23 protein-coding genes are annotated in these 22,012 nt (G+C 67.0%); 8 read left to right on the top strand and 15 right to left on the bottom strand.

What is annotated here, in order from left to right:
- Positions 1-52: 52 nt before the first annotated feature.
- The 6 genes from ahcY to G6N32_RS06545 all read right to left on the bottom strand — a co-directional run bounded on the left by ahcY (position 53) and on the right by G6N32_RS06545 (position 5,444).
- Entirely contained in the window at positions 53-1,513 is a 1,461-nt protein-coding gene (gene ahcY, locus G6N32_RS06570; protein WP_115318780.1) for an adenosylhomocysteinase, read from the bottom strand.
- Positions 1,514-1,619: 106 nt separating this feature from the next.
- On the bottom strand, positions 1,620-2,162 hold the full coding sequence (locus tag G6N32_RS06565; protein WP_308213155.1) for a TetR family transcriptional regulator: 543 nt from the start codon (positions 2,160-2,162) through the stop codon (positions 1,620-1,622).
- A gap of 86 nt (positions 2,163-2,248) precedes the next feature.
- Positions 2,249-2,437, bottom strand: a complete 189-nt coding sequence (locus G6N32_RS06560; protein ID WP_115316695.1) for a rubredoxin — start codon at positions 2,435-2,437, stop codon at positions 2,249-2,251.
- Entirely contained in the window at positions 2,434-2,607 is a 174-nt protein-coding gene (locus G6N32_RS06555; RefSeq protein ID WP_115316696.1) for a rubredoxin, read from the bottom strand. The genes G6N32_RS06560 and G6N32_RS06555 overlap by 4 nt, the downstream gene beginning before the upstream one ends.
- Complete coding sequence (locus tag G6N32_RS06550; protein ID WP_232077713.1) at positions 2,604-3,797, bottom strand: alkane 1-monooxygenase; 1,194 nt, start codon at positions 3,795-3,797, stop codon at positions 2,604-2,606. The genes G6N32_RS06555 and G6N32_RS06550 overlap by 4 nt, the downstream gene beginning before the upstream one ends.
- Positions 3,798-3,962: 165 nt before the next feature.
- On the bottom strand, positions 3,963-5,444 hold the full coding sequence (locus G6N32_RS06545) for an amino acid permease (protein WP_115316697.1): 1,482 nt from the start codon (positions 5,442-5,444) through the stop codon (positions 3,963-3,965).
- A 58-nt stretch (positions 5,445-5,502) separates the two neighbouring features.
- Between G6N32_RS06545 and G6N32_RS06540 the strand changes: the two genes are divergently transcribed.
- On the top strand, positions 5,503-6,894 hold the full coding sequence (locus tag G6N32_RS06540; protein ID WP_115316698.1) for an FAD-dependent oxidoreductase: 1,392 nt from the start codon (positions 5,503-5,505) through the stop codon (positions 6,892-6,894).
- Here G6N32_RS06540 and G6N32_RS06535 read toward each other — a convergent pair.
- From G6N32_RS06535 to G6N32_RS06515, 5 genes are all read right to left on the bottom strand, one after another.
- On the bottom strand, positions 6,851-7,771 hold the full coding sequence (locus G6N32_RS06535; RefSeq protein ID WP_115316699.1) for a cation diffusion facilitator family transporter: 921 nt from the start codon (positions 7,769-7,771) through the stop codon (positions 6,851-6,853). The genes G6N32_RS06540 and G6N32_RS06535 overlap by 44 nt on opposite strands.
- A 26-nt stretch (positions 7,772-7,797) precedes the next feature.
- Positions 7,798-9,024 (bottom strand): mannose-6-phosphate isomerase, class I, encoded by a 1,227-nt coding sequence (gene manA, locus G6N32_RS06530; protein WP_115316700.1) that lies wholly within the window; start codon positions 9,022-9,024, stop codon positions 7,798-7,800.
- Positions 9,025-9,031: 7 nt separating this feature from the next.
- Complete coding sequence (locus G6N32_RS06525) at positions 9,032-10,108, bottom strand: TobH protein (RefSeq protein WP_115316701.1); 1,077 nt, start codon at positions 10,106-10,108, stop codon at positions 9,032-9,034.
- Positions 10,105-11,496: a phosphomannomutase/phosphoglucomutase gene (locus G6N32_RS06520; RefSeq protein ID WP_115316702.1), complete on the bottom strand. Its 1,392-nt coding sequence runs from the start codon at positions 11,494-11,496 to the stop codon at positions 10,105-10,107. Before G6N32_RS06520 ends, G6N32_RS06525 begins: the two co-directional genes overlap by 4 nt.
- A gap of 77 nt (positions 11,497-11,573) precedes the next feature.
- Positions 11,574-11,999 carry a DUF3499 domain-containing protein gene (locus G6N32_RS06515; RefSeq protein WP_192827478.1) on the bottom strand — a complete coding sequence of 142 codons (426 nt, stop codon included), beginning with the start codon at positions 11,997-11,999 and terminating at the stop codon, positions 11,574-11,576.
- Positions 12,000-12,161: 162 nt separating this feature from the next.
- On the opposite strand from G6N32_RS06515, the gene G6N32_RS06510 reads away from it, so the two are divergent.
- Complete coding sequence (locus G6N32_RS06510; RefSeq protein ID WP_083121496.1) at positions 12,162-12,584, top strand: metallopeptidase family protein; 423 nt, start codon at positions 12,162-12,164, stop codon at positions 12,582-12,584.
- A 27-nt stretch (positions 12,585-12,611) separates the two neighbouring features.
- On the opposite strand, the gene G6N32_RS06505 is transcribed toward G6N32_RS06510, so the two are convergent.
- Positions 12,612-12,878, bottom strand: coding sequence for a WhiB family transcriptional regulator (locus tag G6N32_RS06505; RefSeq protein ID WP_172507244.1), 267 nt, complete (start codon positions 12,876-12,878; stop codon positions 12,612-12,614).
- A 392-nt stretch (positions 12,879-13,270) separates the two neighbouring features.
- Here G6N32_RS06505 and cofD point away from each other — a divergent pair, with 392 nt between their 5' ends.
- The 3 genes from cofD to G6N32_RS06490 are packed head-to-tail and all read left to right on the top strand — an operon-like array spanning position 13,271 to position 16,148.
- On the top strand, positions 13,271-14,272 hold the full coding sequence (cofD, locus tag G6N32_RS06500; protein WP_172507245.1) for a 2-phospho-L-lactate transferase: 1,002 nt from the start codon (positions 13,271-13,273) through the stop codon (positions 14,270-14,272).
- Positions 14,269-15,612 (top strand): coenzyme F420-0:L-glutamate ligase, encoded by a 1,344-nt coding sequence (locus tag G6N32_RS06495; protein WP_115316704.1) that lies wholly within the window; start codon positions 14,269-14,271, stop codon positions 15,610-15,612. The genes cofD and G6N32_RS06495 overlap by 4 nt, the downstream gene beginning before the upstream one ends.
- Entirely contained in the window at positions 15,609-16,148 is a 540-nt protein-coding gene (locus G6N32_RS06490; RefSeq protein WP_115316705.1) for an NUDIX hydrolase, read from the top strand. Before G6N32_RS06495 ends, G6N32_RS06490 begins: the two co-directional genes overlap by 4 nt.
- On the opposite strand, the gene manB is transcribed toward G6N32_RS06490, so the two are convergent.
- From manB to rfbD, 3 genes are read right to left on the bottom strand one after another with little or no spacing between them, the layout of a single operon-like run.
- Positions 16,145-17,221 (bottom strand): mannose-1-phosphate guanylyltransferase ManB, encoded by a 1,077-nt coding sequence (gene manB, locus G6N32_RS06485; RefSeq protein ID WP_115318783.1) that lies wholly within the window; start codon positions 17,219-17,221, stop codon positions 16,145-16,147. The genes G6N32_RS06490 and manB overlap by 4 nt on opposite strands.
- Positions 17,222-17,226: 5 nt before the next feature.
- The gene (locus tag G6N32_RS06480; protein WP_232077530.1) at positions 17,227-18,114 is read right to left on the bottom strand and encodes a glycosyltransferase family 2 protein; all 888 of its coding nucleotides are present in this window, start codon (positions 18,112-18,114) and stop codon (positions 17,227-17,229) included.
- Positions 18,111-18,989 carry a dTDP-4-dehydrorhamnose reductase gene (gene rfbD / locus G6N32_RS06475; protein ID WP_163789160.1) on the bottom strand — a complete coding sequence of 293 codons (879 nt, stop codon included), beginning with the start codon at positions 18,987-18,989 and terminating at the stop codon, positions 18,111-18,113. Before rfbD ends, G6N32_RS06480 begins: the two co-directional genes overlap by 4 nt.
- 67 nt (positions 18,990-19,056) lie before the next feature.
- On the opposite strand from rfbD, the gene G6N32_RS06470 reads away from it, so the two are divergent.
- From G6N32_RS06470 to G6N32_RS06460, 3 genes are all read left to right on the top strand, one after another.
- Complete coding sequence (locus tag G6N32_RS06470) at positions 19,057-20,553, top strand: LCP family protein (RefSeq protein WP_410432538.1); 1,497 nt, start codon at positions 19,057-19,059, stop codon at positions 20,551-20,553.
- The gene (locus G6N32_RS06465; RefSeq protein WP_115316706.1) at positions 20,553-21,266 is read left to right on the top strand and encodes a TIGR03089 family protein; all 714 of its coding nucleotides are present in this window, start codon (positions 20,553-20,555) and stop codon (positions 21,264-21,266) included. Before G6N32_RS06470 ends, G6N32_RS06465 begins: the two co-directional genes overlap by 1 nt.
- A gap of 190 nt (positions 21,267-21,456) precedes the next feature.
- Positions 21,457-21,984, top strand: a complete 528-nt coding sequence (locus G6N32_RS06460) for a hypothetical protein (protein WP_147291943.1) — start codon at positions 21,457-21,459, stop codon at positions 21,982-21,984.
- Positions 21,985-22,012 lie beyond the last annotated feature (28 nt).

The raw sequence follows: 22,012 nt of genomic DNA, 5'->3' as shown, positions 1-22,012 counted from the left end.
TCGAGATCTGAGGCGAGATCGCGATCTACGCGCACACTCGGCGCAGAGAAACTCAGTAGCGGTAGTGCTCCGGCTTGTACGGGCCTTCGACGTCGACGCCGATGTACTCGGCCTGGTCCTTGGTGAGCTTGGTCAGCGTGCCACCGAGAGCCTCGACGTGGATGCGGGCCACCTTCTCGTCGAGGTGCTTGGCCAGCCGGTAGACCTCGTTGTCGTACTCGTCGTTCTTGGTCCACAACTCGATCTGGGCGATCACCTGGTTGGAGAAGCTGTTGCTCATCACGAACGAGGGGTGGCCCGTCGCGTTGCCCAGGTTCAGCAGCCGGCCCTCGGACAGCACGATGATCGACTTGCCGTCTTCACCGAAAATCCACTCGTCGACCTGCGGCTTGATGTTGATCCGCTTGGCGCCCGACCGCTCCAGCGCGGCCATGTCGATCTCGTTGTCGAAGTGGCCGATGTTGCCCAGGATGGCCTTGTCCTTCATCGCCTTCATGTGATCGAGGGTGATGATGTCCTTGTTGCCGGTCGAGGTGACGACGATGTCGGCATCACCGATCGCGCCTTCCACGGTCACCACGTCGAACCCGTCCATCAGCGCCTGCAGCGCGTTGATCGGGTCGATCTCGGTGACCTGCACGCGAGCGCCCTGCCCGGCCAGCGACTCCGCGCAGCCCTTGCCCACGTCGCCGTAGCCGCAGATCAGCACCTTCTTGCCGCCGATCAGCACGTCGGTGCCGCGGTTGATGCCGTCGATCAGCGAGTGCCGGGTGCCGTACTTGTTGTCGAACTTGCTCTTGGTCACCGAGTCGTTGACGTTGATGGCCGGGAACGCCAGCTCACCGGCGGCGGCGAACTGGTACAGCCGCAGCACACCGGTGGTGGTCTCCTCGGTGACACCCTTGACCGACTCGGCGATCTTCGTCCACTTGGTGTTGTCCTTCTCGAAGCTCTTGCGGCACAGCTCCAGGAAGACCTTCCACTCGGCCGAGTCGTCGTCCTCGGCGGGCGGAACCACACCGGCCTTCTCGTACTGCGCACCGCGCAGCACCAGCATGGTGGCGTCGCCACCGTCGTCGAGAATCATGTTGGCCGGCTCGCCTTCCCAGGTGAGCATCTGCTCGGCGGCCCACCAGTACTCCTCCAGCGTCTCGCCCTTCCAGGCGAACACCGGCGTGCCGGTCGGCTCCTCGGGGGTGCCGTGCGGGCCGACGACGACCGCGGCCGCGGCGTGGTCCTGGGTGGAGAAGATGTTGCAGCTCGCCCAGCGGACTTCAGCGCCGAGCGCTACAAGCGTCTCGATCAGCACCGCGGTCTGCACGGTCATGTGCAGCGAACCCGAGATCCGGGCGCCCTTGAGCGGCTGGACGTCGTGGTATTCGCGGCGCAGCGCCATCAGACCGGGCATCTCGTGCTCGGCCAGCCGGATTTCCTTGCGGCCGAATTCGGCCAGCGACAGGTCGGCCACCTTGAAGTCGATGCCGTTGCGCACCTCGACGGTCATTTCAGACATGTAGAGCCCCTTTTCGTTCGTCATTGCCGGTGAGCGCGCGATACGCGCGCTGGCGACACCCTCAGCCTGCGGGCTCGCGGGACAGGCGCTTGGAGCGCTCTGACAGCTAAGGAATATCGATTACACCGTAGCGTTCGGCGAACGGCGTCATCAATCGGGCCAGGTCTAAGGCCACATCGTGGTCGGCCTCGGGCGGCATCGACACGTAGCTCATCGCCAGGCGCACGATCGCCCGGGCCAGTACCCCCGAGTCGGCCTCGCTGGCGCTGACCCAGCTGTTCATGAAGGCCTCGGTCAGCTTGGCCGAGGCGCGGGTGATGATCGGCGCGCTGTCGGTGGTGATCATCTGCAGCAGGTCAGGTTTGGCGACACCCGTCAGCAATGAGATCACCAGCGGATCGGCGGCTGATTCGGTGAAAAACACCCGGAAGCCTTCGGTGAAGGCGGCCAGAACGTCGCCGACGTTGGAGCTGATCGCCGTCCCGATCGCATCCACCAGGCGGTCGGCCAGCCGGATCGCGTACCCCTGGGCCAGACCCTGCCGGGAGCCGAACTCGTTGTAGATGGTCTGGCGGCTGACCCCGGCGGTACGCGCCACGTCGGACAGGGTGATCGCGGACCAGTCCTTGGTCAGCAGTTCCTCGCGCATCGCATCGAGGACCGAGTCCCGCAGCAGCGCGCGAGAGGCCTCGGGATAGGGCACCCGAGGACTCTTCACATGCGCGAGAGTAGTGGTCACGGCCTCGCGACTTCCACCATCTCGAAGTCCGACTTCGCCGCGCCGCAGTCCGGGCAGCTCCAGTCCTCCGGGATGTCGTCCCAGCGGGTGCCCGGGGCGATGCCGTCCTCCGGCCAGCCCTTGGCCTCGTCGTACTCGAATCCGCACTGCACACAGATGAACAGCTTGAAGTCCTGCTCGCTCACTGCTTCACACCCATCTCTTCGAAGTCAATTTTTTCTCGCACCCCGCAGTCGGGGCAGCACCAGTCGTCGGGCACGTCGGCCCAGGCGGTGCCGGGCGGAAAACCCTCCCGCGCAGCACCTTTCGCCTCGTCGTACACGTAGTCGCAGATCGGGCACTGGTAGGCGGTCATGCGGCATCCCCCCTCTTCTCCTCGCGCAAGCGCTCGTCGGCCCCATAGCGAGCCAGGATCTTCGCCCGCCGGCGCGGGTCGATGTTGACTCGTGAGATGTCACCGTCGTAGTGCTCGATCACCCGGTGGTCCATCATCCGGCGCCACACCCACGGGAAGTACGTCACGCCGATCAAAGTCGCGTAGCCGCTGGGCAATTCGGGCGCCTCGGACATACTGCGCAGAGTCTGGTAACGCCGGGTCGGGTTGGCGTGGTGATCACTGTGCCGCTGCAGGTGATACAGGAACAGGTTGGTCACCAGATGGTCGGAGTTCCAGCTGTGCTGCGGCGAGCACCGCTCGTATCGTCCGTTCTCATTCTTCTGGCGCAGCAGCCCGTAGTGCTCCAGGTAGTTCACCGATTCCAGCATCGAGAAGCCGAACACCGCCTGGATGATCAGGAACGGGATCAGCGCGGGGCCGAACACCGCGATGAGCGCACCGAACAGCACCACCGACATCAGCCAGGCGTTGAGAACGTCGTTGCCCAGCCAGGTACGCGGATCCCACGGGCTCTTGCCGAGCCTGCGGATGCGGGCCGCCTCGAGTGTGAGCGCTGAGCGGGCGCTACCAAACACGCTGCGCGGCAGGAACTCCCAGAAGGTCTCCCCGAAGCGCGCCGAAGCCGGATCCTCCGGGGTGGCGACGCGGACGTGGTGGCCGCGGTTGTGCTCGATGTAGAAGTGGCCGTAGCAGGTCTGCGCCAGCGTGATCTTCGACAGCCAGCGCTCCAGCGAGTCCTTCTTGTGTCCGAGTTCGTGCGCGGTGTTGATGCCCGTTCCGCCGAGCACGCCCACCGACAGCGCCAGACCGATCTTGGCGAACCAGCTCAGCGAGCCCTCGTAGCCCAGCCAGCTCAGGTTCGACGCGGTGAACATGTAGGCGCCGAAGATCAGGCTGGCGAACTGGAACGGGATGAACGCGTACGTGCAGTACCGGTAGTACTTGTCGTTCTCCAGATACTCCATCAGTTCGTCCGGCGGGTTCTGCCCGTCGCGGCCGAACTTCAGGTCCAGCGCCGGCAGCAGGACGTAGATCAGTGCCGGCCCGATCCAGAAGAACACCTGCGAGACCGCGGTCCAGCCGAGCTGGTTGAGACCCCAGACCACCGGCAGCACCACGAATAGTGCGGTCGGCGCAATCAGGCCCATCAGCCACAGATAGCGCTTCTTGTCCCGCCACGGCGCGGCCGGCGCCGGAACGGCGGCGGAGTCCAGTTGAGACGTCACGACAATTACCTCCCACGTCAAGTTGCGATGACTTGACTATAGAGGCAGATTTGTCGGGTGTCTAGACAAACGACACTGTTTTGTAAATCAGACGGCGTTGGCGGCCTCTCGCTTGGCCAGCACCGAGTGGGATCGCCCGTAGAGCAGGTAGAACCCCACCCCGATGACCATCCACACCACAAACCGGATCCAGGTCAGACCGGTGAGGTTGAGCATCAGCCAGCCACACGCCGCGATCGACAGGATCGGCAACACGGGGACCAGCGGCGCACGGAACCCTCGCTCCAGGTCCGGGCGGGTCCGCCGAAGGATGATCACGCCGGCCGAGACCAGGATGAACGCGAACAGCGTCCCGACGTTCACCATCTCTTCGAGCTTGTCGATCGGGAAGACGGTGGCCGCGACCGCAGTGAGTACGCCGACCAGCACGGTGATCCGCACCGGGGTGCCGCGGCTGCCGGTCTGGGCCAGCTGGCGCGGCAGCAGACCGTCACGCGCCATGGCGAACAACACCCGAGACAGCCCGAGGATGAGCACCATAACCACCGTGGTCAGGCCTGCCAGCGCTCCGATGGAGATCACCTTGGCCGCCCAGTCCACCCCGTTGAGCGAGAAGGCGGTGGCGAGATTGGCGTGACCGTTCTCGGCCTTGTCGCGCAGTTCACTGAATCGCACCATGCCCGACAGCACGATCGACACCGACACGTAGAGCACCGTGACGATGGCCAGCGACGCGAGGATCCCCCGCGCGACGTCGCGCTGTGGGTTCTTGGTTTCCTCCGCCGTCGTGGCGACCACGTCGAAGCCGATGAACGCGAAGAACACGATCGAGGCACCGGCCAGCACGCCGTACCAGCCGTAATGACTGCTCTCGGCGCCGGTCAGCAGGGAGAACACCGACTGGTTGACCCCGGTTCCCGACGCCCCTTTGCCGGTCTCCGCTGAGGGCACGAACGGGGAGAAGTTGGCCGCCTTGATGTAGAACGCCCCGACGATGACGACGAGCGCGACGACGGCGACCTTGATGGCCGTGATCACCGCGGAGACGTTCGCCGAGAGCTTGGTGCCCAACGCGAGCAGGGTGGTGACGATCGCGACGATGATCAGAGCACCCCAGTCGAAGTTCAGTGGGCCGATGGCCACGACCCCGCCGGAGAAACCGAAGACGGTGCCCAGATAGCTGGACCAGCCTTTGGCCACCACGGCGGCGCCGACCGCGAACTCCAAGATCAGGTCCCAACCGATGATCCAGGCGACGAACTCCCCGAACGTCGCGTAGGAGAAGGTGTAGGCGCTGCCGGCCACGGGCAGCATCGAGGCGAACTCGGCGTAGCACAGCGCAGCCAAACCGCAGGTCAGCGCAGCAATGACGAACGACACCGAGATGGCAGGACCGGTGATGTTGCCGAACGTCGACGCGGTGACGGTGAAGATGCCCGCCCCCACGACGACGGAGACGCCGAAGACCGTGAGGTCCCACCACGTCAGATTCTTGCGGAGCCGGGTGCCCGGCTCGTCGGTGTCGAGGATGGACTGCTCCACCGACTTGGTCCGCCGCTTAGAGGTCATTCGCATGTTCCTTCTATTACCCCGGTTAGCAGAAGTTTGAGCGGGTATCTATGAGGTCGTGGGCCAACCCCCGAAGCGTCACCATGCCATCGTCATCGGGGCCAGCATCGCCGGGCTGTGTGCTGCCCGGGTGCTGTCCGACCACTACGACCGGGTGACCGTCTACGAACGCGACACCCTGCCCCCGGAACCCGCCCACCGCGGCGCGGTACCCCAGGACCGCCACGTACACATCCTCATGGCACGAGGTGCCCACGAGTTCGAAACGCTGTTTCCCGGTCTGCTCGACGACATGGTGGCCGCCGGGGTGGCCAAACTGGAGAACCGGCCCGACTGCATACACTTCGGCGCCGCCGGCCATGTGCTGGGCACCGGGCACACCCTGGACCGCGAGTTCACCGCCTACGTCCCCAGCCGCAAGCAGCTCGAGTGGCAGATCCGCCGTCGCACCGTCGCCCTGCCGAACGTGCAGATCGTGCAGCGTGACGTGAACTCGCCGCGATTCGACGGCGAGCGGCAATCCGTCGTCGGCGTCGAGTTGTCCGCACCCGGCGATCACGAGTTCGTGGCCGCCGACCTCGTGGTGGATGCCTCCGGCCGCGGCGCCCGGTTGCCGTCGTGGCTGGACGAATGGGGTTTCGCCCGCCCCCGCGAACAGACCATTGATGTCGGGATCAGTTACGCCACACAGCAGTTGCGCATCCCCGACGGCCTGATCACCGAGAAGGTGGTGGTGGCGGGGGCGTCACGCAACCAGCAGGCCGGGCTGGGCATGCTGTTCTACGAGGACGGCACCTGGGGCCTGACCACCTTCACCGTCAACCACGTCCCGCCGCCGCAGACGCTGTCCGAGATACACGAGGTCGCCGACGCGGTTCTGCCTGCACCGCTGGCATCCGCGATCCGCCAGGGAGAACCCTTGGGCGACATCGCCTTCCACCGCTACCCGGTGAGCCGGTGGCGGCGCTACGACAAGCTCCAGCGCTTTCCCGGCGGGATCGTCCCGATCGGCGACGCCGTCGCGAGTTTCAACCCGACCTACGGCCAGGGCATGACGATGACCGCGCTGCAGGCCGGGCACCTGCGCCGGCTGCTGGACTCCAATACCCGTCACCTGGCCTACGAACTGGCCCGCGCCACCGCCAAATCCACGTATCCCGTCTGGACGATGAACGCGATCGGCGACCTGACCCTGCACGGCACCGACGGATCGGCGCCGTGGTGGTATCAACCGGTCGGCTCGTTGTTCGATCAATTCCTCGGCGCAGCGGAGACCGATCGTGTTCTGGCGGAATGGTTTCTGCGCCGGTTCAGTCTTCTGGACAGTCTGTACATGGTTCCGCCCGCATCGATCATCGGGCGCGCGATCCGCCACAACATGACGTCGTGGTGGGCGCACAAGCGCGCTAGCGCGCCAGCGCTCGATCCAGATCCGGTTCCAGGTAGATAACTTTCGCGGCCGGCACCGCCGAGCGCACCGCCGCCTCCGCGGCGTCGATGGTGACAGCCACCGTGGCCAGATCGGTATCGGGGGCCAGCGCGATCTTGGCCCCGACCAGCATCTCCTCGGGACCCAGGTACTGGGTTCGAAGGTGGATGACCCGGTCGACGTTGGCGGTCTGCTCGAGCGCCGACTGAATCGCCCGGCATTCGTCGGGCGTGGCACCCTCACCGATCAGCAGGCTGTGCATCTCGACCATCAGGATCACGGCGATCACCCCGAGCAGCACGCCGATCAAGACGGTGCCGACGCCGTCCCACACCGGATTGCCGGTCAGGATCGTCAAGCCCACACCGGCGAGCGCGAACACCAGACCGATCAGGGCGCCGGTGTCCTCCAACAGGACAACGGGCAGCTCGGGATTGCGCGAACGGCGGATGAACTGCCACCACGAACTGGTGCCCTTCAGCGGCCGTGACTCCACCATCGCGGTACGAAAGCTGTACGACTCCAAGGCGATTGCGACCGCCAGGATCACCACCGCCACGATCGGCGAGGTCAGCGGTTCGGGGTGGCCGATCTTGTGGTATCCCTCATACAGGGCGAAGATCGAGCCCAGGCTGAACAGCACCAGCGCCACGACGAACGAGTAGAAGTAGCGACTGCGGCCGTACCCGAACTGATGCAGGCTGTCGGCCTGCTTGCGGGCCTGGCGCTGACCGAACAGCAACAGCCCCTGATTCGAGGTGTCGGCGACCGAGTGCACCGACTCGGCGAGCATCGAGGAGCTGCCGGTGATCAGGAACCCGACGAACTTCGCGACCGCGATGCCCGCGTTGGCGGCCAGCGCCGCGAGAATCGCCTTGGTGCTGCCCTCGGTCGACATGCGGTGTCCTCCCCAGGCTCAGTTGCTCAAAGGCCAACCGTAGCCCGGAACAACCGGGAGGGCGAAGTCGCCTCCAGGCGGATCGGACCGTCGTCGGCGGCCACCCAGGCTGCCGACCCGCGATTGAGCTCCACCACATCAGACTTCGCGCGCACAATCACTGAACCCTCGGTGCAGACCAGGATCTGGGGACCGTCGTGACGTGACGGGGCGTCGATCTCGTGGCCGAGGTTCTCGCCGTCGAGCATGAGGATGCACGCGGCGAACTCACTCGCGGGCGTCTCGTAGACCAGCTCGATGCCGTCGCGGTGGGTGGGTGCGCGCAGCATCGTCTCGTCGGCAGGCCTGAAGTCGAGCACACGCAAGAGCTCGGGGACGTCGACGTGCTTGGGAGTCAGGCCACCGCGAAGCACATTGTCCGAGTTCGCCATCACCTCCATTCCGACGCCGTGGATGTAACTGTGCAGGTTGCCTGCCGGCATGAAGATGGCCTCGCCGGGAGCCAGCGTGATCCGGTTGAGCAGCATGGCCGCCAGCACACCCGCATCACCGGGATAGCGCTCCCCCAGCTCCAGCAGCGTCTTGGCTTCGTCGTCGAATTCTGTTGCACCGGAGCGCATATAGTCCACCGCTCCGTCCAGGACGGCAGGGATCAGCACATCCAGATCGGGCTGCGGTGCGGTGATCCAGGTGGTGAACAGGGCGCGCAGACCGTCGGCGTCGGGCTGGCCGCTGAGAAGTCCGATGAACGGGTCGAGTTCCGGCACCGCCAGGGCGCGCATCAGATCGACCGAACGTGCGGCGGGGCGGAAACCGCCGAGCGCGTGGAATTCGCTGAGCGCGACCAGAAGTTCGGGCTTGTGGTTACGGTCGCGATAGTTGCGGATCGGGGAGGTGAGCGGCACCCCAAGACGGTCCTCGCGCACGTAACCTTCGACGGCTTGCTCCGCGCTGGGATGGGCCTGCAGCGACAGCGGCTCCTCGGCGGCCAGCACCTTCACCAGCAGGGGCAGCACATCGCCGTAACGACCACGTACCGCAGGTCCCAGCTGACCATCCGGATCGGCGCGCACGGCGTCGAGCAACGACCTCTCGCCGTCTGCAGTCTCCAACCGCGCCGGATCCCCCGGATGAGCGCCCAGCCACAGCTCGGCTTCGGGATGCGCTGTCGGCGAGGGTCTTCCGGTGAACTCCGCGATGGCTGTCCGAGATCCCCATGCGTAGGTGCGTATCGCACCACGTAGCAGTTCCACTGGGACGTTATCCCCCCACCAATCTGAGATAAACCGCGGCCATCTGCAATCGGACGGCAAGCGTGGCGAGCTGCTGTTCGGCTCGCCCTGTCGGGGCCGGAACCGACTCCCCCTCCCCGAAGTCTTGCGCCCCGACCAGCTCGACGTCGTCGAAACCACTCACGCGGGCGGCCAGCATCGAGCGTTCGGCGTCCAGCGCCAGGGCCAGCACCTTCGGCCCCCTCGACAGCGGACCGTCGAGCTCCTCGTCATGGAACAACGCGTCCACCGGATCGCCGAATTGATGTGCGATGCCGGTACGTAACGCGACCAGCGCGTCGGACAATCCGGCCGCGGCGACGGCCTGGCCGGCCAGTCGCAGTAACACCGTCGCGGCGTACCGGGCCAGCCCCACAGTGGCCGTACAATCCCCGGCGAGCACCACCTGCCTGCCCGACATCTTCTCGGCCAGCGCCTTCGCCGGATTGGTGAACACGTCGCGACTTGCGCTGTTGCGCAACGCTTCGGCGTCGAGCTCGTCGGCCAGGGCCGCCAGATCGGTCTGCAGCGCCGGGTCGACAGCCTGCATCGTCGCGAGGCCGGCCGCGAGGTAGCGGCTCAACCCGAACTCGTCGGGCGTCCGCAATCGCGGTTCGAGCACCGCGGTCCGTCCCGCCGTGGCGTCGCGCAGCGGACCCTCGTAGGGCGCCGCGACGACCACACGGGCACCGCGGCGCACCGCCGTCGCCGCGGCGGACACCAACGCCGGATCCCCGGCGTCGTCGCCGGCCACGACGAGAACGTCGAGCGGACCGATCCAGGGCGGAGATTCGGCAGCCACCACGATCGGCTCCCCGGCGACTCCACCGAGGGTGGCGGCCAGCATCGAACCCGCGCTCTCGGCGGCACCGTGGGCAGCCACCCAGATGACGGTCCGCGGCCGATAGTCGGCGGCCAGCAGTGCCAGTTCGCCCTCGTCGACGGCAGCCGCGGTGGCGCGGACCTGAGCGCCCGCCATCGCGGCGGCCCGCAGGAGTCCGTCGCGGTCGGCTTCCAGCAGGCCCTCGGTGTCGTCGAGGTCGACGGTGGCATGTGCTGCGCTCATGGCGCCGCCCCGGCCGGCTGAGCCGCGATGTCCTCGGAAACGCGGCGGACGATCTCCTCGATCTCCTGCGCGCTGCGCGCTTCGACGTTGAGCCGCAGTAGCGGTTCGGTGTTGGAGGTGCGCAGGTTGAACCAGGCCCCCTCGCCGAGGTCGACAGTCACCCCGTCGAGATGGTCGAGTGAGACAGTCTGGTGCCCAAAGGCTTTCAGAACGGATTCGACGCACGCCGGTGCGTCGGCCACCCGGAAGTTGATCTCGCCCGAGGCCTCGTAGCGCTGGTAGTTCGCCATCAGTTCCGACAGCGGCCGGTCCTGCTCGCCCAACGCGGCCAGCACATGCAGCGCGGCCAGCATGCCCGAGTCCGCACCCCAGAAGTCGCGGAAGTAGTAGTGCGCCGAATGCTCACCACCGAAGATCGCCCCGGTGTCGGCCATCAGAGCCTTGATATAGGAGTGCCCGACGCGCGACCGCACCGGCGTTCCGCCCCGTTCCACGACCAACTCGGGTACCGCACGGGAGGTGATCAGGTTGTGGATGACGGTGGCGCCGATCTCCCGGGAGAGTTCGCGACCGGCGACCAACGCGGTGACCGCCGACGGCGAGACGAGACCGCCACGTTCGTCCACCACGAAACAGCGGTCGGCGTCGCCGTCGAACGCCAGCCCGATATCGGCGCCGGTCTCCACCACGAACTTCTGCAGGTCGACCAGATTGGCCGGCTCCAGCGGATTGGCTTCGTGGTTGGGGAACGAACCGTCGAGTTCGAAATACAGCGGCAACACCGTCAGCGACTCGACGGGACCGAGGACCGCAGGCGTGGTGTGGCCGGCCATGCCGTTACCGGCGTCGACCGCCACCCGCAACGGCCGCAATCCGGCGACGTCGACCAGCGAACGAAGGAACTGGCCGTAGTCGGCGAGCACATCCTGATCGCTTACCTGCCCGCGCGGCCCGTCGTAGCCCGGAACTCCGGCGATCACCTCGTCGCGGATGGTTGCCAGTCCGGTGTCCTCGCCGACGGGCTTGGCCCCGGCGCGGCACAGCTTGATGCCGTTGTAGGCGGCCGGGTTATGGCTGGCGGTGAACATGGCGCCGGCGCAGTCCAGGAAACCGGACGCGAAGTACAGCTGATCGGTGGAGGCCAGCCCGATCCGCACCACGTCGAGCCCCTGGGCGGTGACCCCGTCGGCGAACGCCGCGGCGAGCGCCGGCGAGCTTTCCCGCATGTCGTACCCGATCGCGATCCGATCGCCGCCTTCTTGGCGAATCAGGCGGGCGAACGCGGCAGCGACGTCGGAGACGAACGCGTCGTCGATCTCGTGCCCGACCAGACCGCGCACGTCATAAGCCTTGATCACACGGCGAACCGCGTCGGCGGGCCTCGACATGACAGATCTCCTGACCGAGAGGGACTCTTGGCCGCCAGCCTATCTGTTCCGGACCCTCCGCAAGGGCGGCTATCGGGTCAGTCGGTGGGGTCAGGCAGTACGCGCAGGTGCCCACGGCGGCGGCCGGCGGTGGTCGGCCGGTGCGCGGCGGCCGGCATCATCGGCGTGCCGGTCGCGGGCGCATGCGCGGCGCCGCTGGGGTCGGAGAACCCGGCGATCGGGGGCCGCGCAGGCAACTCACGGCCTTCCCGGACCGCATCGGCGAGCGCGACGAGGTCATCCTCGTCCGGGAACTCCGGCAGCGGCCCGGCGTGGCGGACCAGCTCCCAACCGCGGGGGGCGGTGATGCGGTTGGCATGAGTGATGCACAGATCCCACGAATGCGGTTCGCGGGAGATTGCCAGTGGCCCGACGACCGCAGTCGAATCGGAGTAGACGAACGTCAGCGTCGCCACCGCATAATGGGGGCATCCAGGCCGGCAGCAGCGACGAGGAACATTCACGTCCGTGAGGCTATCGCGGTTCATTCACAGGTTGCCGGGGGACACGCGCAGCCGCCGGGCGGCCGATTCACAACCGTTACGATCACATCCGTGGCCGATTCCCGCAGCTCCCGGCGAGGTGGCCGATCCGGTGGCAGCCCGGGGTCGCGCCGGGGACGTGAGATGCGGGGCCCGTTGCTGCCGCCGACGGTGCCGGGCTGGCGCAGCCGCGCGGAGCGGTTCGACATGGCGGTGCTGGAAGCCTATGAACCGATCGAGCGGCGCTGGCAACAACGGCTCACCGGTCTGGACGTTGCAGTCGACGAGATCCCGCGCATCGCGCCCAAGGATCCGGACAGTGTGCAGTGGCCCGCGGAAGTCGTGGCCGACGGGCCGATCGCGTTGGCCCGGCTGATCCCAGCCGGGGTGGACGTTCGCGGAAACTCGACGCGCGCCCGAATTGTGCTGTTTCGCAAGCCGATCGAGCGCCGGGCCAAGGACTCGATCGATCTGACCGATCTTCTGCACGAGATTCTGGTGGCGCAGGTGGCCACCTATCTCGGGGTCGAGCCGTCGGTCATCGACCCGAGCATCGACGACGACTGAGTCGGAGCCTCCGACCAGCGGTCGTCGTCAGATGATGCCGCGCTTGAGGCGACGACGCTCCCGCTCGGAGAGTCCGCCCCAGATACCGAAGCGCTCATCGTTGGCCAAGGCGTACTCGAGGCACGACTCGCGGACCTCGCAGCCCAAGCAGATCCGCTTGGCCTCGCGAGTGGAACCGCCCTTCTCGGGGAAGAACGCTTCGGGATCGGTCTGCGCGCACAGCGCGCGTTCCTGCCACTGGTCTTCTTCGTCGGCCGAATCCGGCGTCGCATCGATGATCGGGTCTGGCACCAAACTCAGGTGAGCGCGTGCCATTACCCCCATCGTCTGCGAACCGGTAATGGACTGCGGCAACCCCATCGTGCCGAACACGTGCTCATAGGACATTTCCGCCTCCTCACCTGGTTTCGTAGATCTTTTGCATGTCGCCCACTATTGAAGTGTGCCCAACTCGTTCGAACACTTGGTCGAATCGCGGTCTGGGACACCGAAACCGGCTGGTCCGACCGGGAAATGACACTGATGTGATTAGACACTTATGCAGTGGCCCGGTCAAGCGATTGAACGGAAATTAATACCATTTCCCTTGGATAATTCGGCGAGTCGATGCCCCGGCGTGTCTCGGCAGTGACGCGATCGTGACCGCGTTCGTCGCCGAAAAGCCGGACCGCCTAGTGTCGATCGGTGTGAAGATCACCGTTCTGGTCGGCGGCGTCGGGGGTGCCCGCTTCCTGTTGGGCGTGCAGCGATTGCTCGGCCTCGGACAGTTCGCCGGCCAGATATCCGGAGCCACAGGCGATCTTGATCACGCGCTGACCGCCGTGGTCAACATCGGCGACGACGCATGGATGCACGGTGTGCGTATCTGCCCCGACCTCGACACCTGCATGTACACCTTAGGTGGAGGTATCGACCCCGAGCGCGGCTGGGGACATCGCAACGAGACGTGGCACGCGAAAGAAGAATTGGCGGCCTACGGTGTCCAACCCGACTGGTTCGGCCTTGGCGACCGCGATCTCGCCACACATCTGGTGCGCAGTCAGATGCTGCGTGCGGGATATCCGCTGTCGCAAGTGACCGAGGCACTGTGCCACCGCTGGCAGCCGGGGGCCACACTGCTGCCCGCCAGTGACGACCGGTGCGAAACCCACGTTGTGATCGACGATCCCGACACCGGTGACCGCAAGGCCATCCACTTCCAGGAGTGGTGGGTGCGCTACCGGGCCCAGGTGGCCACGCACAGTTTCGCGTTCGTGGGGTCCGAAAACGCCACTGCCGGGCCCGGTGTCGTCGACGCGATCACCGAAGCCGACGTCGTCATGCTCGCCCCGTCGAACCCGGTCGTGAGCATCGGCGCGATCCTCGCCATCCCCGGTGTTCGCGCCGCGCTGCGCTCCACACCCGCCCCGGTCGTCGGCTACTCCCCCATCATCGGTGGAAAGCCGTTGCGCGGCATGGCCGACGAATGCCTGTCCGTAATCGGAGTCGAAACCTCCTCGCACGCCGTGGCTCATCACTACGGCGCACGCTCGGCGACGGGAATCCTGGACTACTGGCTGGTGTCCGAAGGCGATCACGCCGACGTACCCGGCCTGACGGTGCACTCGATACCGCTGCTGATGTCCGACCCGGCGGCCACCGCCGAGATGGTGCGCGCCGGGCTGGAATTGGCCGGAGTGGCGCCGTGAATATTGAGCACGGCAGCGCGGCTCCGGTCGAAATCCTGCCCGTCCCCGGGCTTCCGGAGTTCCGTCCCGGCGATGATCTGGCGGGTGCCCTCATTTCGGCAGCGCCGTGGCTGCGCGACGGCGACATCGTCGTGGTCACCAGCAAGGTGATGTCCAAGTGCGAGGGCCGCATCGTCGCGGCGCCTGCGGACCCCGAAGAACGGGACGCGCTGCGCCGCAAGATCATCGACGATGAGGCCGTGCGGGTGCTGGCCCGCAAGGGCCGCACGCTGATCACCGAGAACCGCAACGGCATCGTGCAGGCGGCCGCAGGCGTCGACGGCTCCAACGTCGGGTCAACCGAATTGGCCCTGCTGCCGGTCGATCCCGACGGCAGCGCCGCCGCGCTGCGCACCGCACTGCGCGACCGGCTCGGGGTGAATGTCGCAGTCCTGGTCACCGACACCATGGGCCGCGCCTGGCGCAACGGCCAGACGGACGCCGCGATCGGCTCGGCCGGCCTCCCGGTCCTCTACGGATACGCCGGCGCCGTCGACCGGCACGGCAACGAGCTGGTGGTCACCGAAGTCGCCGTCGCCGACGAGATCGCCGCCGCCGCCGACCTGGTGAAGGGCAAGCTCACCGCGGTGCCCGTCGCGGTGGTCCGCGGCCTCGAGCTCGAAGACGACGGATCCACCGCGGCGCGCCTGCTGCGCGGCGGAGAGGACGATCTGTTCTGGCTGGGCACCGCCGAGTCGCTCGAACTCGGGCGCCGCCAGGCCCAATTGCTGCGCCGCTCGGTGCGCCAGTTCGCGCCCGAGCCGGTCGACCACGCGCTGATCGAGGACGCCGTCGCCGAGGCACTGACCGCCCCGGCCCCGCACCACACCCGGCCGGTACGGTTCGTCTGGCTGCAGGATCGGGTGCGTCGCATCGAACTGCTGGACCGGATGAAAGACGCCTGGCGCGAGGATCTTTCCGGCGACGGCAAGCCCGCCGACGCCGTCGAACGGCGAGTCGCCCGCGGTCAGATCCTCTATGACGCACCCGAGGTCGTCATCCCGTTCCTGGTGCCCGAAGGCGCCCACAGCTATCCGGACCCGGTCCGCACCCAGGCCGAGCACACGATGTTCACCGTCGCGGTCGGAGCCGCGGTACAGGCACTCCTGGTGGCGCTGGCCGTGCGCGGCGTGGGCAGCTGCTGGATCGGTTCGACCATCTTCGCGGCCGAACTGGTCCGGGAAACCCTTGATCTACCGCCTGATTGGGAACCGCTGGGTGCCGTCGCGATCGGTTATCCGGTCGAACCGCCCGAACCCCGCGAGCCGGCGCCGGTCGGCGATCTGCTGGTGCGCAAGTGAGCGTCCGGGAGTCGGCCATCGAACTGCTGACCGAATGGGATGCGCCCGACGACTGCCAGGATTCGCTGCGCCAGGCCGTCCTGGCTTTTCTGCTTGCCCGCACCGATGCCTGCGAGCGCGCCTGCGTCCCAGGCCATATCACGGCCTCGGCGTTGGTGGTCAACCACACCGGTGACCAGGTGCTGCTCACCCTGCATCCGCGGCTCGGACGGTGGGTTCAGCTCGGTGGGCATTGCGAGGACTCCGACGCCGACATCGTCGCGGCCGCGATGCGCGAGGCAGCCGAGGAGTCCGGGATCGACGGCCTGGAGATCGACGCGGCCTTGGGCGCCATCAACGTTCACGCACTGACCTGCTCGCTGGGTGTGCCCACCCGGCATCTGGATCTGCAATTCATCGCCCGTGCGCCTGCGGACGCGACGATCGCCATCAGCGACGAATCACTCGATCTGCGGTGGTGGCCGGTCGACGCGCTGCCCGACGGGATCGACGCCGCGGTCGCGCACCTGGTCTCGGTCGGCCGCTCGCGGGTCTAGATGTCCGACGAGTAGCGAACGCCGCAGTCCGGGATCACAACTCCCGGCCACACCCGCGCACCGCGCAGGAGTTCGCAGCGCGCACCGATGTTCGCGCCGTCACCGATGATGGCGTCGCGCAGTAACGCGCGCGGACCGATCCGCGCGCCGGCGCCGATGATCGACCGCTCCACGACCGAGCCCGCCTCGATGTGCGCCCCGTCGAAGATGACCGCGCCGTCCAGGCGGACACCCGGCCCGATCTCGGCGCCGCGGCCCACCACGGTCCCGCCGACCAATACCGCGCCCGGGGACACCGACGCCCCGTCGTGCACAAGGCTTTCCCCGCGTCGTCCGCCGAGCGCAGGCGACGGCGCCAGACCCCGAACCAGGTCGGCCGAGCCGCGCACGAAGTCCTCCGGTGTGCCCATGTCGCGCCAGTAACTGGAGTCGACGTAGCCGCAGACCTTCACACCGTCGGCCAGCAGGGCCGGGAACACCTCCCGCTCCACCGACACCTCACGCCCGCGTGGGATCTGGTCGAGGATTTCGCGCTTGAAGATGTAGGTGCCGGCGTTGATCTGGTCGGACGGCGGATCTTCGGTCTTCTCGAGGAACGCTTCCACGCGACCGTCCGCGTCGGTGGGCACACAGCCGAATGCCCGCGGATCGCTGACGCGCACCAGGTGCAGGGTCAGATCCGCCTGCGACTCGTGGTGGCTGGCCAGCATCTGGCGCAGGTCCATGCCGGACAGGACGTCACCGTTGAACACCATCACGGTGTCGTTGCGCAGTTTGGGAATGACGTTGGCGATCCCGCCGCCGGTGCCCATCGGGTGATCCTCGACGACGTACTCGATCTGCAGGCCGAGCTTGGACCCGTCGCCGAATTCGTTCTCGAACGTCGCCGCCTTGAACGACGTGCCGAGGATCACGTGGTCGATACCGGCCTCGGCGATGCGAGACAGCAGATGGGTCAGGAACGGCAACCCCGCGGTCGGCAGCATCGGCTTGGCCGCCGACACGGTCAGTGGCCGTAGCCGGGTGCCTTTGCCGCCGACCAGCACCACCGCATCGACCTTCGACGGATCAATTCCACTCACCGGGTCCCCCTACTTTTCGCCAGCTCGCGACGAGACTTCCGTACCGCCGCGCGTGACCTAACCTTCAGCGCGCTCTTCATAGTCCATCGCAGCGGCGCACGCCACCAGCCGAAATGCCGATCGGACAAATAAAGGTAGGTGCTTTCGTGATGTGCCCGCAGGTTGCTGGCCGGGTCCCGGCCGGTCGAGTGACCCTTGGCGTGCAGGATCTCCGACGACGGGACGTAGACGTTGAGCCAGCCGGCCCGGCCCAGCCGGTCACCGAGGTCGACGTCTTCCATGTACATGAAGTAGCGCTCGTCGAACCCGCCCACCTGGTCGAATGCCGCCCGCCGGATCAGCAGGCACGATCCCGACAGCCAGCCCACCGGCCGTTCGGTGGGCTCCAGGTACTCCTGGCGATAGGCCTTGGTCCACGGATTGGTCTTCCACACGAAGCCGACCACCGCATGCATGCCGCCGCGCACCAGGCTCGGCAGATGGCGCGCCGACGGGTAGACCGAGCCGTCCGGGTCCCGGATCAGCGGCCCGAGGGTCGCGGCCCGCGGCCAGCGGTCGGCGGCCTCGAGCAGCTCGTCGATGCTGTTGGGCCCCCACACCACATCGGGGTTGGCGACGATCACGAACTCGTCGTCGGCGGGGACGGTCGCCACACCGCGGTTGGCGGCGCTGCCGTAGCCGAGGTTTCCGCCCGTGCGCACCAGGCGGGTGCCGGGATAGCGCTCCACCGCCTCCTCCGGTGTCCCGTCGGTGGATCCGTTGTCGGCCAGCACCACCGTCACCGGACGGTCGGTGGCCACGGTCAAGGAGGACAGAAAGCGATCCAGATGTGAGCCCGGGGAGTAGGTCACCGTCACCACGGTCAGGGGGCGGCTCGACGTCACGGCGTAGAGGGTAACTGTCCGCCGGGGACGGGCTGGGCAAGCGCCTCGGCCAGTGCCGCGCGCCACGGTCTCGGCGGGGTGAGGCCGGCCCGCACCGAGAGCCCCATCGACAGGGCTGAGTACGCCGGACGCGGAGCCGGGCGACCCGCCTGCGCCGTGCTCACCGGCCGGATCCGCTGCGGGTCGGCCCCGAGTTCGGTGAACACCGCTCGAGCCAGCTCCAAGCGCGTGCACGCGCCCTCGTTGGCGACGTGCAGGACAGGCTCCCGAATGCGCCCCTCCCCGATCTCGAATACCGCGTCGGCGAGGTCTTTGACGTAGGTCGGCGACCCGACCTGGTCGTCGACCGCGTCGGCGGTCTCGTCGGTGCCGGCCAGCCGGCGGATCCCCGCCACGAAATCGGTGCCCCCTGCGCCGGTGTACACCCACGAGGTGCGCACGACGTGGGCGTCGGGCATCGCGGCCAAGACGGCCACCTCACCGGCGAGCTTGCTGCGTCCGTAGACACCCAGCGGCGCGGCCTCGTCACCGACGTCGTAGGGGTGGCGCTGCTGACCACTGAAGACGTAATCGGTGCTCAGGTGTATCAGTTGCGCGCCGGCTCGAGCGCAGGCGTGCGCGACGTTCTCCGCTCCGGTGGCGTTGACGGCGTAGGCGGTGTCGGGGTCCGCCTCGGCGGCGTCGACGTTCGCGATGGCCGCACAGTTCACCACCAGGTCCGATGCGGCGATGAACCGCTCGACGGCATCGGAGTCGGTGATGTCACACTGCCGATGGGTCAATGCGCTGGCCTCGACACCCCGACGGGCCGCCTCACCTGCGAGAAACGTCCCCACTTGGCCGCCGGCACCCGTAATCACGATCCTCGCCACCACAATTACGAGTCTGGCACGCCGGTTTCGGCTACCCGGTATGCGCCCGCCTCGCCAGTAGCCTGGGCTGATGCCTGCTGACACCGAAGCACGGACGGGCGCCCAGCGGGTGACCCGGACTGTGCTCGCGTTGATCGCCGTGACCGTGATGGTCAGCACCGGCGTCGCGTGGGGCAAGATCCGGTCGTTCGAGAACGGCATCTTCCACATGAGCACCGCGGCCCTCGGCGGCGGCGGGCAGGACGGCGCGATCGACATTCTGCTGGTCGGGATGGACAGCCGCACCGATGCCCACGGCAACCCCCTGTCGGAGGACGAGCTCGCGGCGTTGCATGCCGGCGACGATGTGTCGACGAACACCGACACGATCATCCTGGTCCGCATTCCGAACAACGGGAAGTCGGCGACCGCGATCTCGATCCCCCGCGACTCCTATGTCAAGGCGCCAGGCCTGGACAAGACGAAGATCAACGGCGTCTACGGCCAGGTGAAGCTCGAGAAGATGAAGCAGTTGGTCGAGCAGCAGGGCATGGATCCGGCCGAGGCCGAACCCAAAGCCGTCGAGGCCGGCCGTGAAGCGCTCATCAAGACCGTCGCCGACCTGACCGGCGTGACCGTCGACCACTATGCCGAGATCGGCCTGCTCGGCTTCTCCCTGATCACCGATGCGCTCGGCGGCGTCAATGTCTGCCTGAAAGATGCCGTCTACGAACCACTTTCCGGTGCCGATTTCCCGGCAGGCTGGCAGAAGCTCAACGGACCGCAGGCGTTGAGCTTCGTCCGGCAGCGTCACGACCTCCCCCGCGGTGACCTCGACCGGGTGGTGCGCCAACAGGTTGTGATGGCGTCCCTGGCCCACCAGGTGATCTCCGGTAAGACGCTCACCAGCCCGTCGACCCTGAACCGGCTGCAGGACGCCATCCAGCGTTCGGTGGTGCTCTCGTCGGGCTGGGACATCATGGATTTCATCAAGCAGCTGGAGAACCTCGCGGGCGGCAACGTCGCGTTCGCGACCATCCCCGTGCTCGACGAAGCCGGCTGGAGCGACGACGGAATGCAGTCCGTGGTCCGAGTCGACCCGTCACAGGTGCAGGAATGGGTCGCCAGCCTGCTGCACGATCAGGCCGAGGGTAAGACCGAGAAGATCGCCTACGCACCGGACCAGACCAAGGCCGACGTGGTCAACGACACCGACATCAACGGGCTCGCCGGTGCGGTGTCAGAAGTGCTCACCGGCAAGGGCTTCGGGGCGGGCGACATCGGCAACAACGACAAGGACCATGTGACGCACAGCCAGGTGCAGGCGGCCAAGGAGGACGACCTGGGCGCCCAGGCGGTCGCCAAGGAACTGGGCGGGCTTCCGGTGGTGGCCGACAGTGCGATTCCGGCGGGAACCGTGCGGGTGGTGCTGTCCAGCGATTACACCGGACCGGGATCGGGACTGGAGGGCTCGCTGCCGACGTCGGCTGCGGTCAGCCAGGCGGCCGGTCAGGCCGGCGACGCCACCCCGCCCCCGCCGTCGCCCATCATCACCGCGGGGTCCGATGACCCCAAGTGCGTCAACTGATGACCAATCTGACTGCGGCCGTTCTGGATCCGTTGCTGCGGGCCGACCCGATGGGTCCGCGGATCACGTACTACGACGACGCGACCGGTGAGCGCATCGAGCTGTCGACGGTGACGCTGGCCAACTGGGCGGCCAAGACCGCCAACCTGTTGCGCGACGAACTCGGCGCGGGCCCGGGCACCCGGATTGCCGTGTTGTTGCCCGCCCACTGGCAGACCGCGGCGGTGCTGCTGGGCGTGTGGTGGATCGGCGCCGAGGTCGTGCTGTCGGGAGCGGCGGATCTCGCACTGTGCACCGCTGAGCGGCTGGACGAGGCCGACGCGGCGGTCGCCGGCGGTGACGTCGCGGTGCTGTCGCTGGATCCGTTCGGCAAGCCGGCACCCGATCTGCCGATCGGCGTCACCGATTACGCGACGGCGGTGCGGGTGCACGGTGACCAGTACGCCGCCGAGACGCGGCCAGGGCCGGCACTGGACGGCAGGTCCGTCGACGAAGTGCTCTCTGCCGCTTCAGATTCCGCCGCCGCGGCTTCTCTGGCGGCCGGCGACCGGGTGATGTCTTCGCTGCCGTGGTCCACCCCTGACGACGTCGTCGCCAATCTGCTGGCGGTGTTCATCGCGGGCGCGTCACTGGTCCAGGTGGCCAACCCCGACACGACGGCGCTGGAACGACGGCGGACCACCGAGAAGGTCACCAAGGATCTAGCCCACTAGGCTCGCTCAACCCGTTCTGCCCGAAAGCCTAGAACGCTGATCGGCGTGCATCCACAGCAAGCCACCAGCTATCGGTCTGGATTATCCCAGGGATTCAAAAGCGCCTCCAAGGTGCTCTGCGGCGTGACACGCTTAACACCAGTCGAACTGTTGGGAGGCAGGGATGGCAATGCACGCCGGGGAGAATGCGATGACCGAACCGACAGCGGGTATCGGAGTTGATGATGGCGAGCGCGCCGCAGTATTGACCGAGCGCGCGCCCGGACGGTTGGCGTCATATCTGGCGGTAGGACTCGGCGTATGCGTTTGTATTGTGAATCTTGCACTCGCAGTTCGGCTTTGGAAGGCCCTTTTTGTTCGGGCATCCTCGGGGAGCCTGCTCTTTGCCCTCATCATTGTGAGCTTCTTCCTTGGCGCCTTCCTCATCGCATATGGAACCACTCTCGGACGGTCGCGGACAACGGATGGGCGAGGGCTCTGGTACACCTCCGCAGTGGTGGCGTTACTCATCGGAGTCGGCGCGCTTGCCCTTACGGTGTGGGCGGCATCCATCGTCGATCCCGTAAAGCCGCTCCCCGACACCCCCAAGTCATGCATCGATCTCTACCAACAAGCTCTTCCGATTCACAAGGCCAGCCCGAATTTCAGATTTCCGGCGAGTGAGCCCGATCAGCGACGGTGCGACATCAACTCGCTTCTCAAGACAGCCGCCAAGTAAAGACTGTCTGGGCACCGCACTGATAGGA

The sequence above is a fragment of the Mycolicibacterium aichiense genome (assembly GCF_010726245.1).
GTDB classification, from domain to species: Bacteria; Actinomycetota; Actinomycetes; order Mycobacteriales; family Mycobacteriaceae; genus Mycobacterium; species Mycobacterium aichiense.
Note: the sequence above shows the minus strand (reverse complement) of the source record. Positions and strands in the feature narration are given on the sequence as shown.

What these genes read in the sequence shown, in the direction of transcription:
- G6N32_RS06465 (WP_115316706.1), top strand. Translation starts at nt 20,553, where the DNA reads ATGACCAATCTGACTGCGGCCGTTCTGGATCCGTTGCTGCGGGCCGAC.
- G6N32_RS06525 (WP_115316701.1), bottom strand. Translation starts at nt 10,108, where the DNA reads ATGAGCGCAGCACATGCCACCGTCGACCTCGACGACACCGAGGGCCTG.
- G6N32_RS06510 (WP_083121496.1), top strand. Translation starts at nt 12,162, where the DNA reads ATGCGGGGCCCGTTGCTGCCGCCGACGGTGCCGGGCTGGCGCAGCCGC.
- ahcY (WP_115318780.1), bottom strand. Translation starts at nt 1,513, where the DNA reads ATGTCTGAAATGACCGTCGAGGTGCGCAACGGCATCGACTTCAAGGTG.
- G6N32_RS06470 (WP_410432538.1), top strand. Translation starts at nt 19,057, where the DNA reads ATGCCTGCTGACACCGAAGCACGGACGGGCGCCCAGCGGGTGACCCGG.
- G6N32_RS06460 (WP_147291943.1), top strand. Translation starts at nt 21,457, where the DNA reads ATGACCGAACCGACAGCGGGTATCGGAGTTGATGATGGCGAGCGCGCC.
- G6N32_RS06520 (WP_115316702.1), bottom strand. Translation starts at nt 11,496, where the DNA reads ATGTCGAGGCCCGCCGACGCGGTTCGCCGTGTGATCAAGGCTTATGAC.
- G6N32_RS06545 (WP_115316697.1), bottom strand. Translation starts at nt 5,444, where the DNA reads ATGACCTCTAAGCGGCGGACCAAGTCGGTGGAGCAGTCCATCCTCGAC.
- G6N32_RS06535 (WP_115316699.1), bottom strand. Translation starts at nt 7,771, where the DNA reads ATGTCGACCGAGGGCAGCACCAAGGCGATTCTCGCGGCGCTGGCCGCC.
- G6N32_RS06555 (WP_115316696.1), bottom strand. Translation starts at nt 2,607, where the DNA reads ATGACCGCCTACCAGTGCCCGATCTGCGACTACGTGTACGACGAGGCG.
- G6N32_RS06565 (WP_308213155.1), bottom strand. Translation starts at nt 2,162, where the DNA reads ATGCGCGAGGAACTGCTGACCAAGGACTGGTCCGCGATCACCCTGTCC.
- G6N32_RS06550 (WP_232077713.1), bottom strand. Translation starts at nt 3,797, where the DNA reads ATGGGCCTGATTGCGCCGACCGCACTATTCGTGGTGCTGCCGGTGGTC.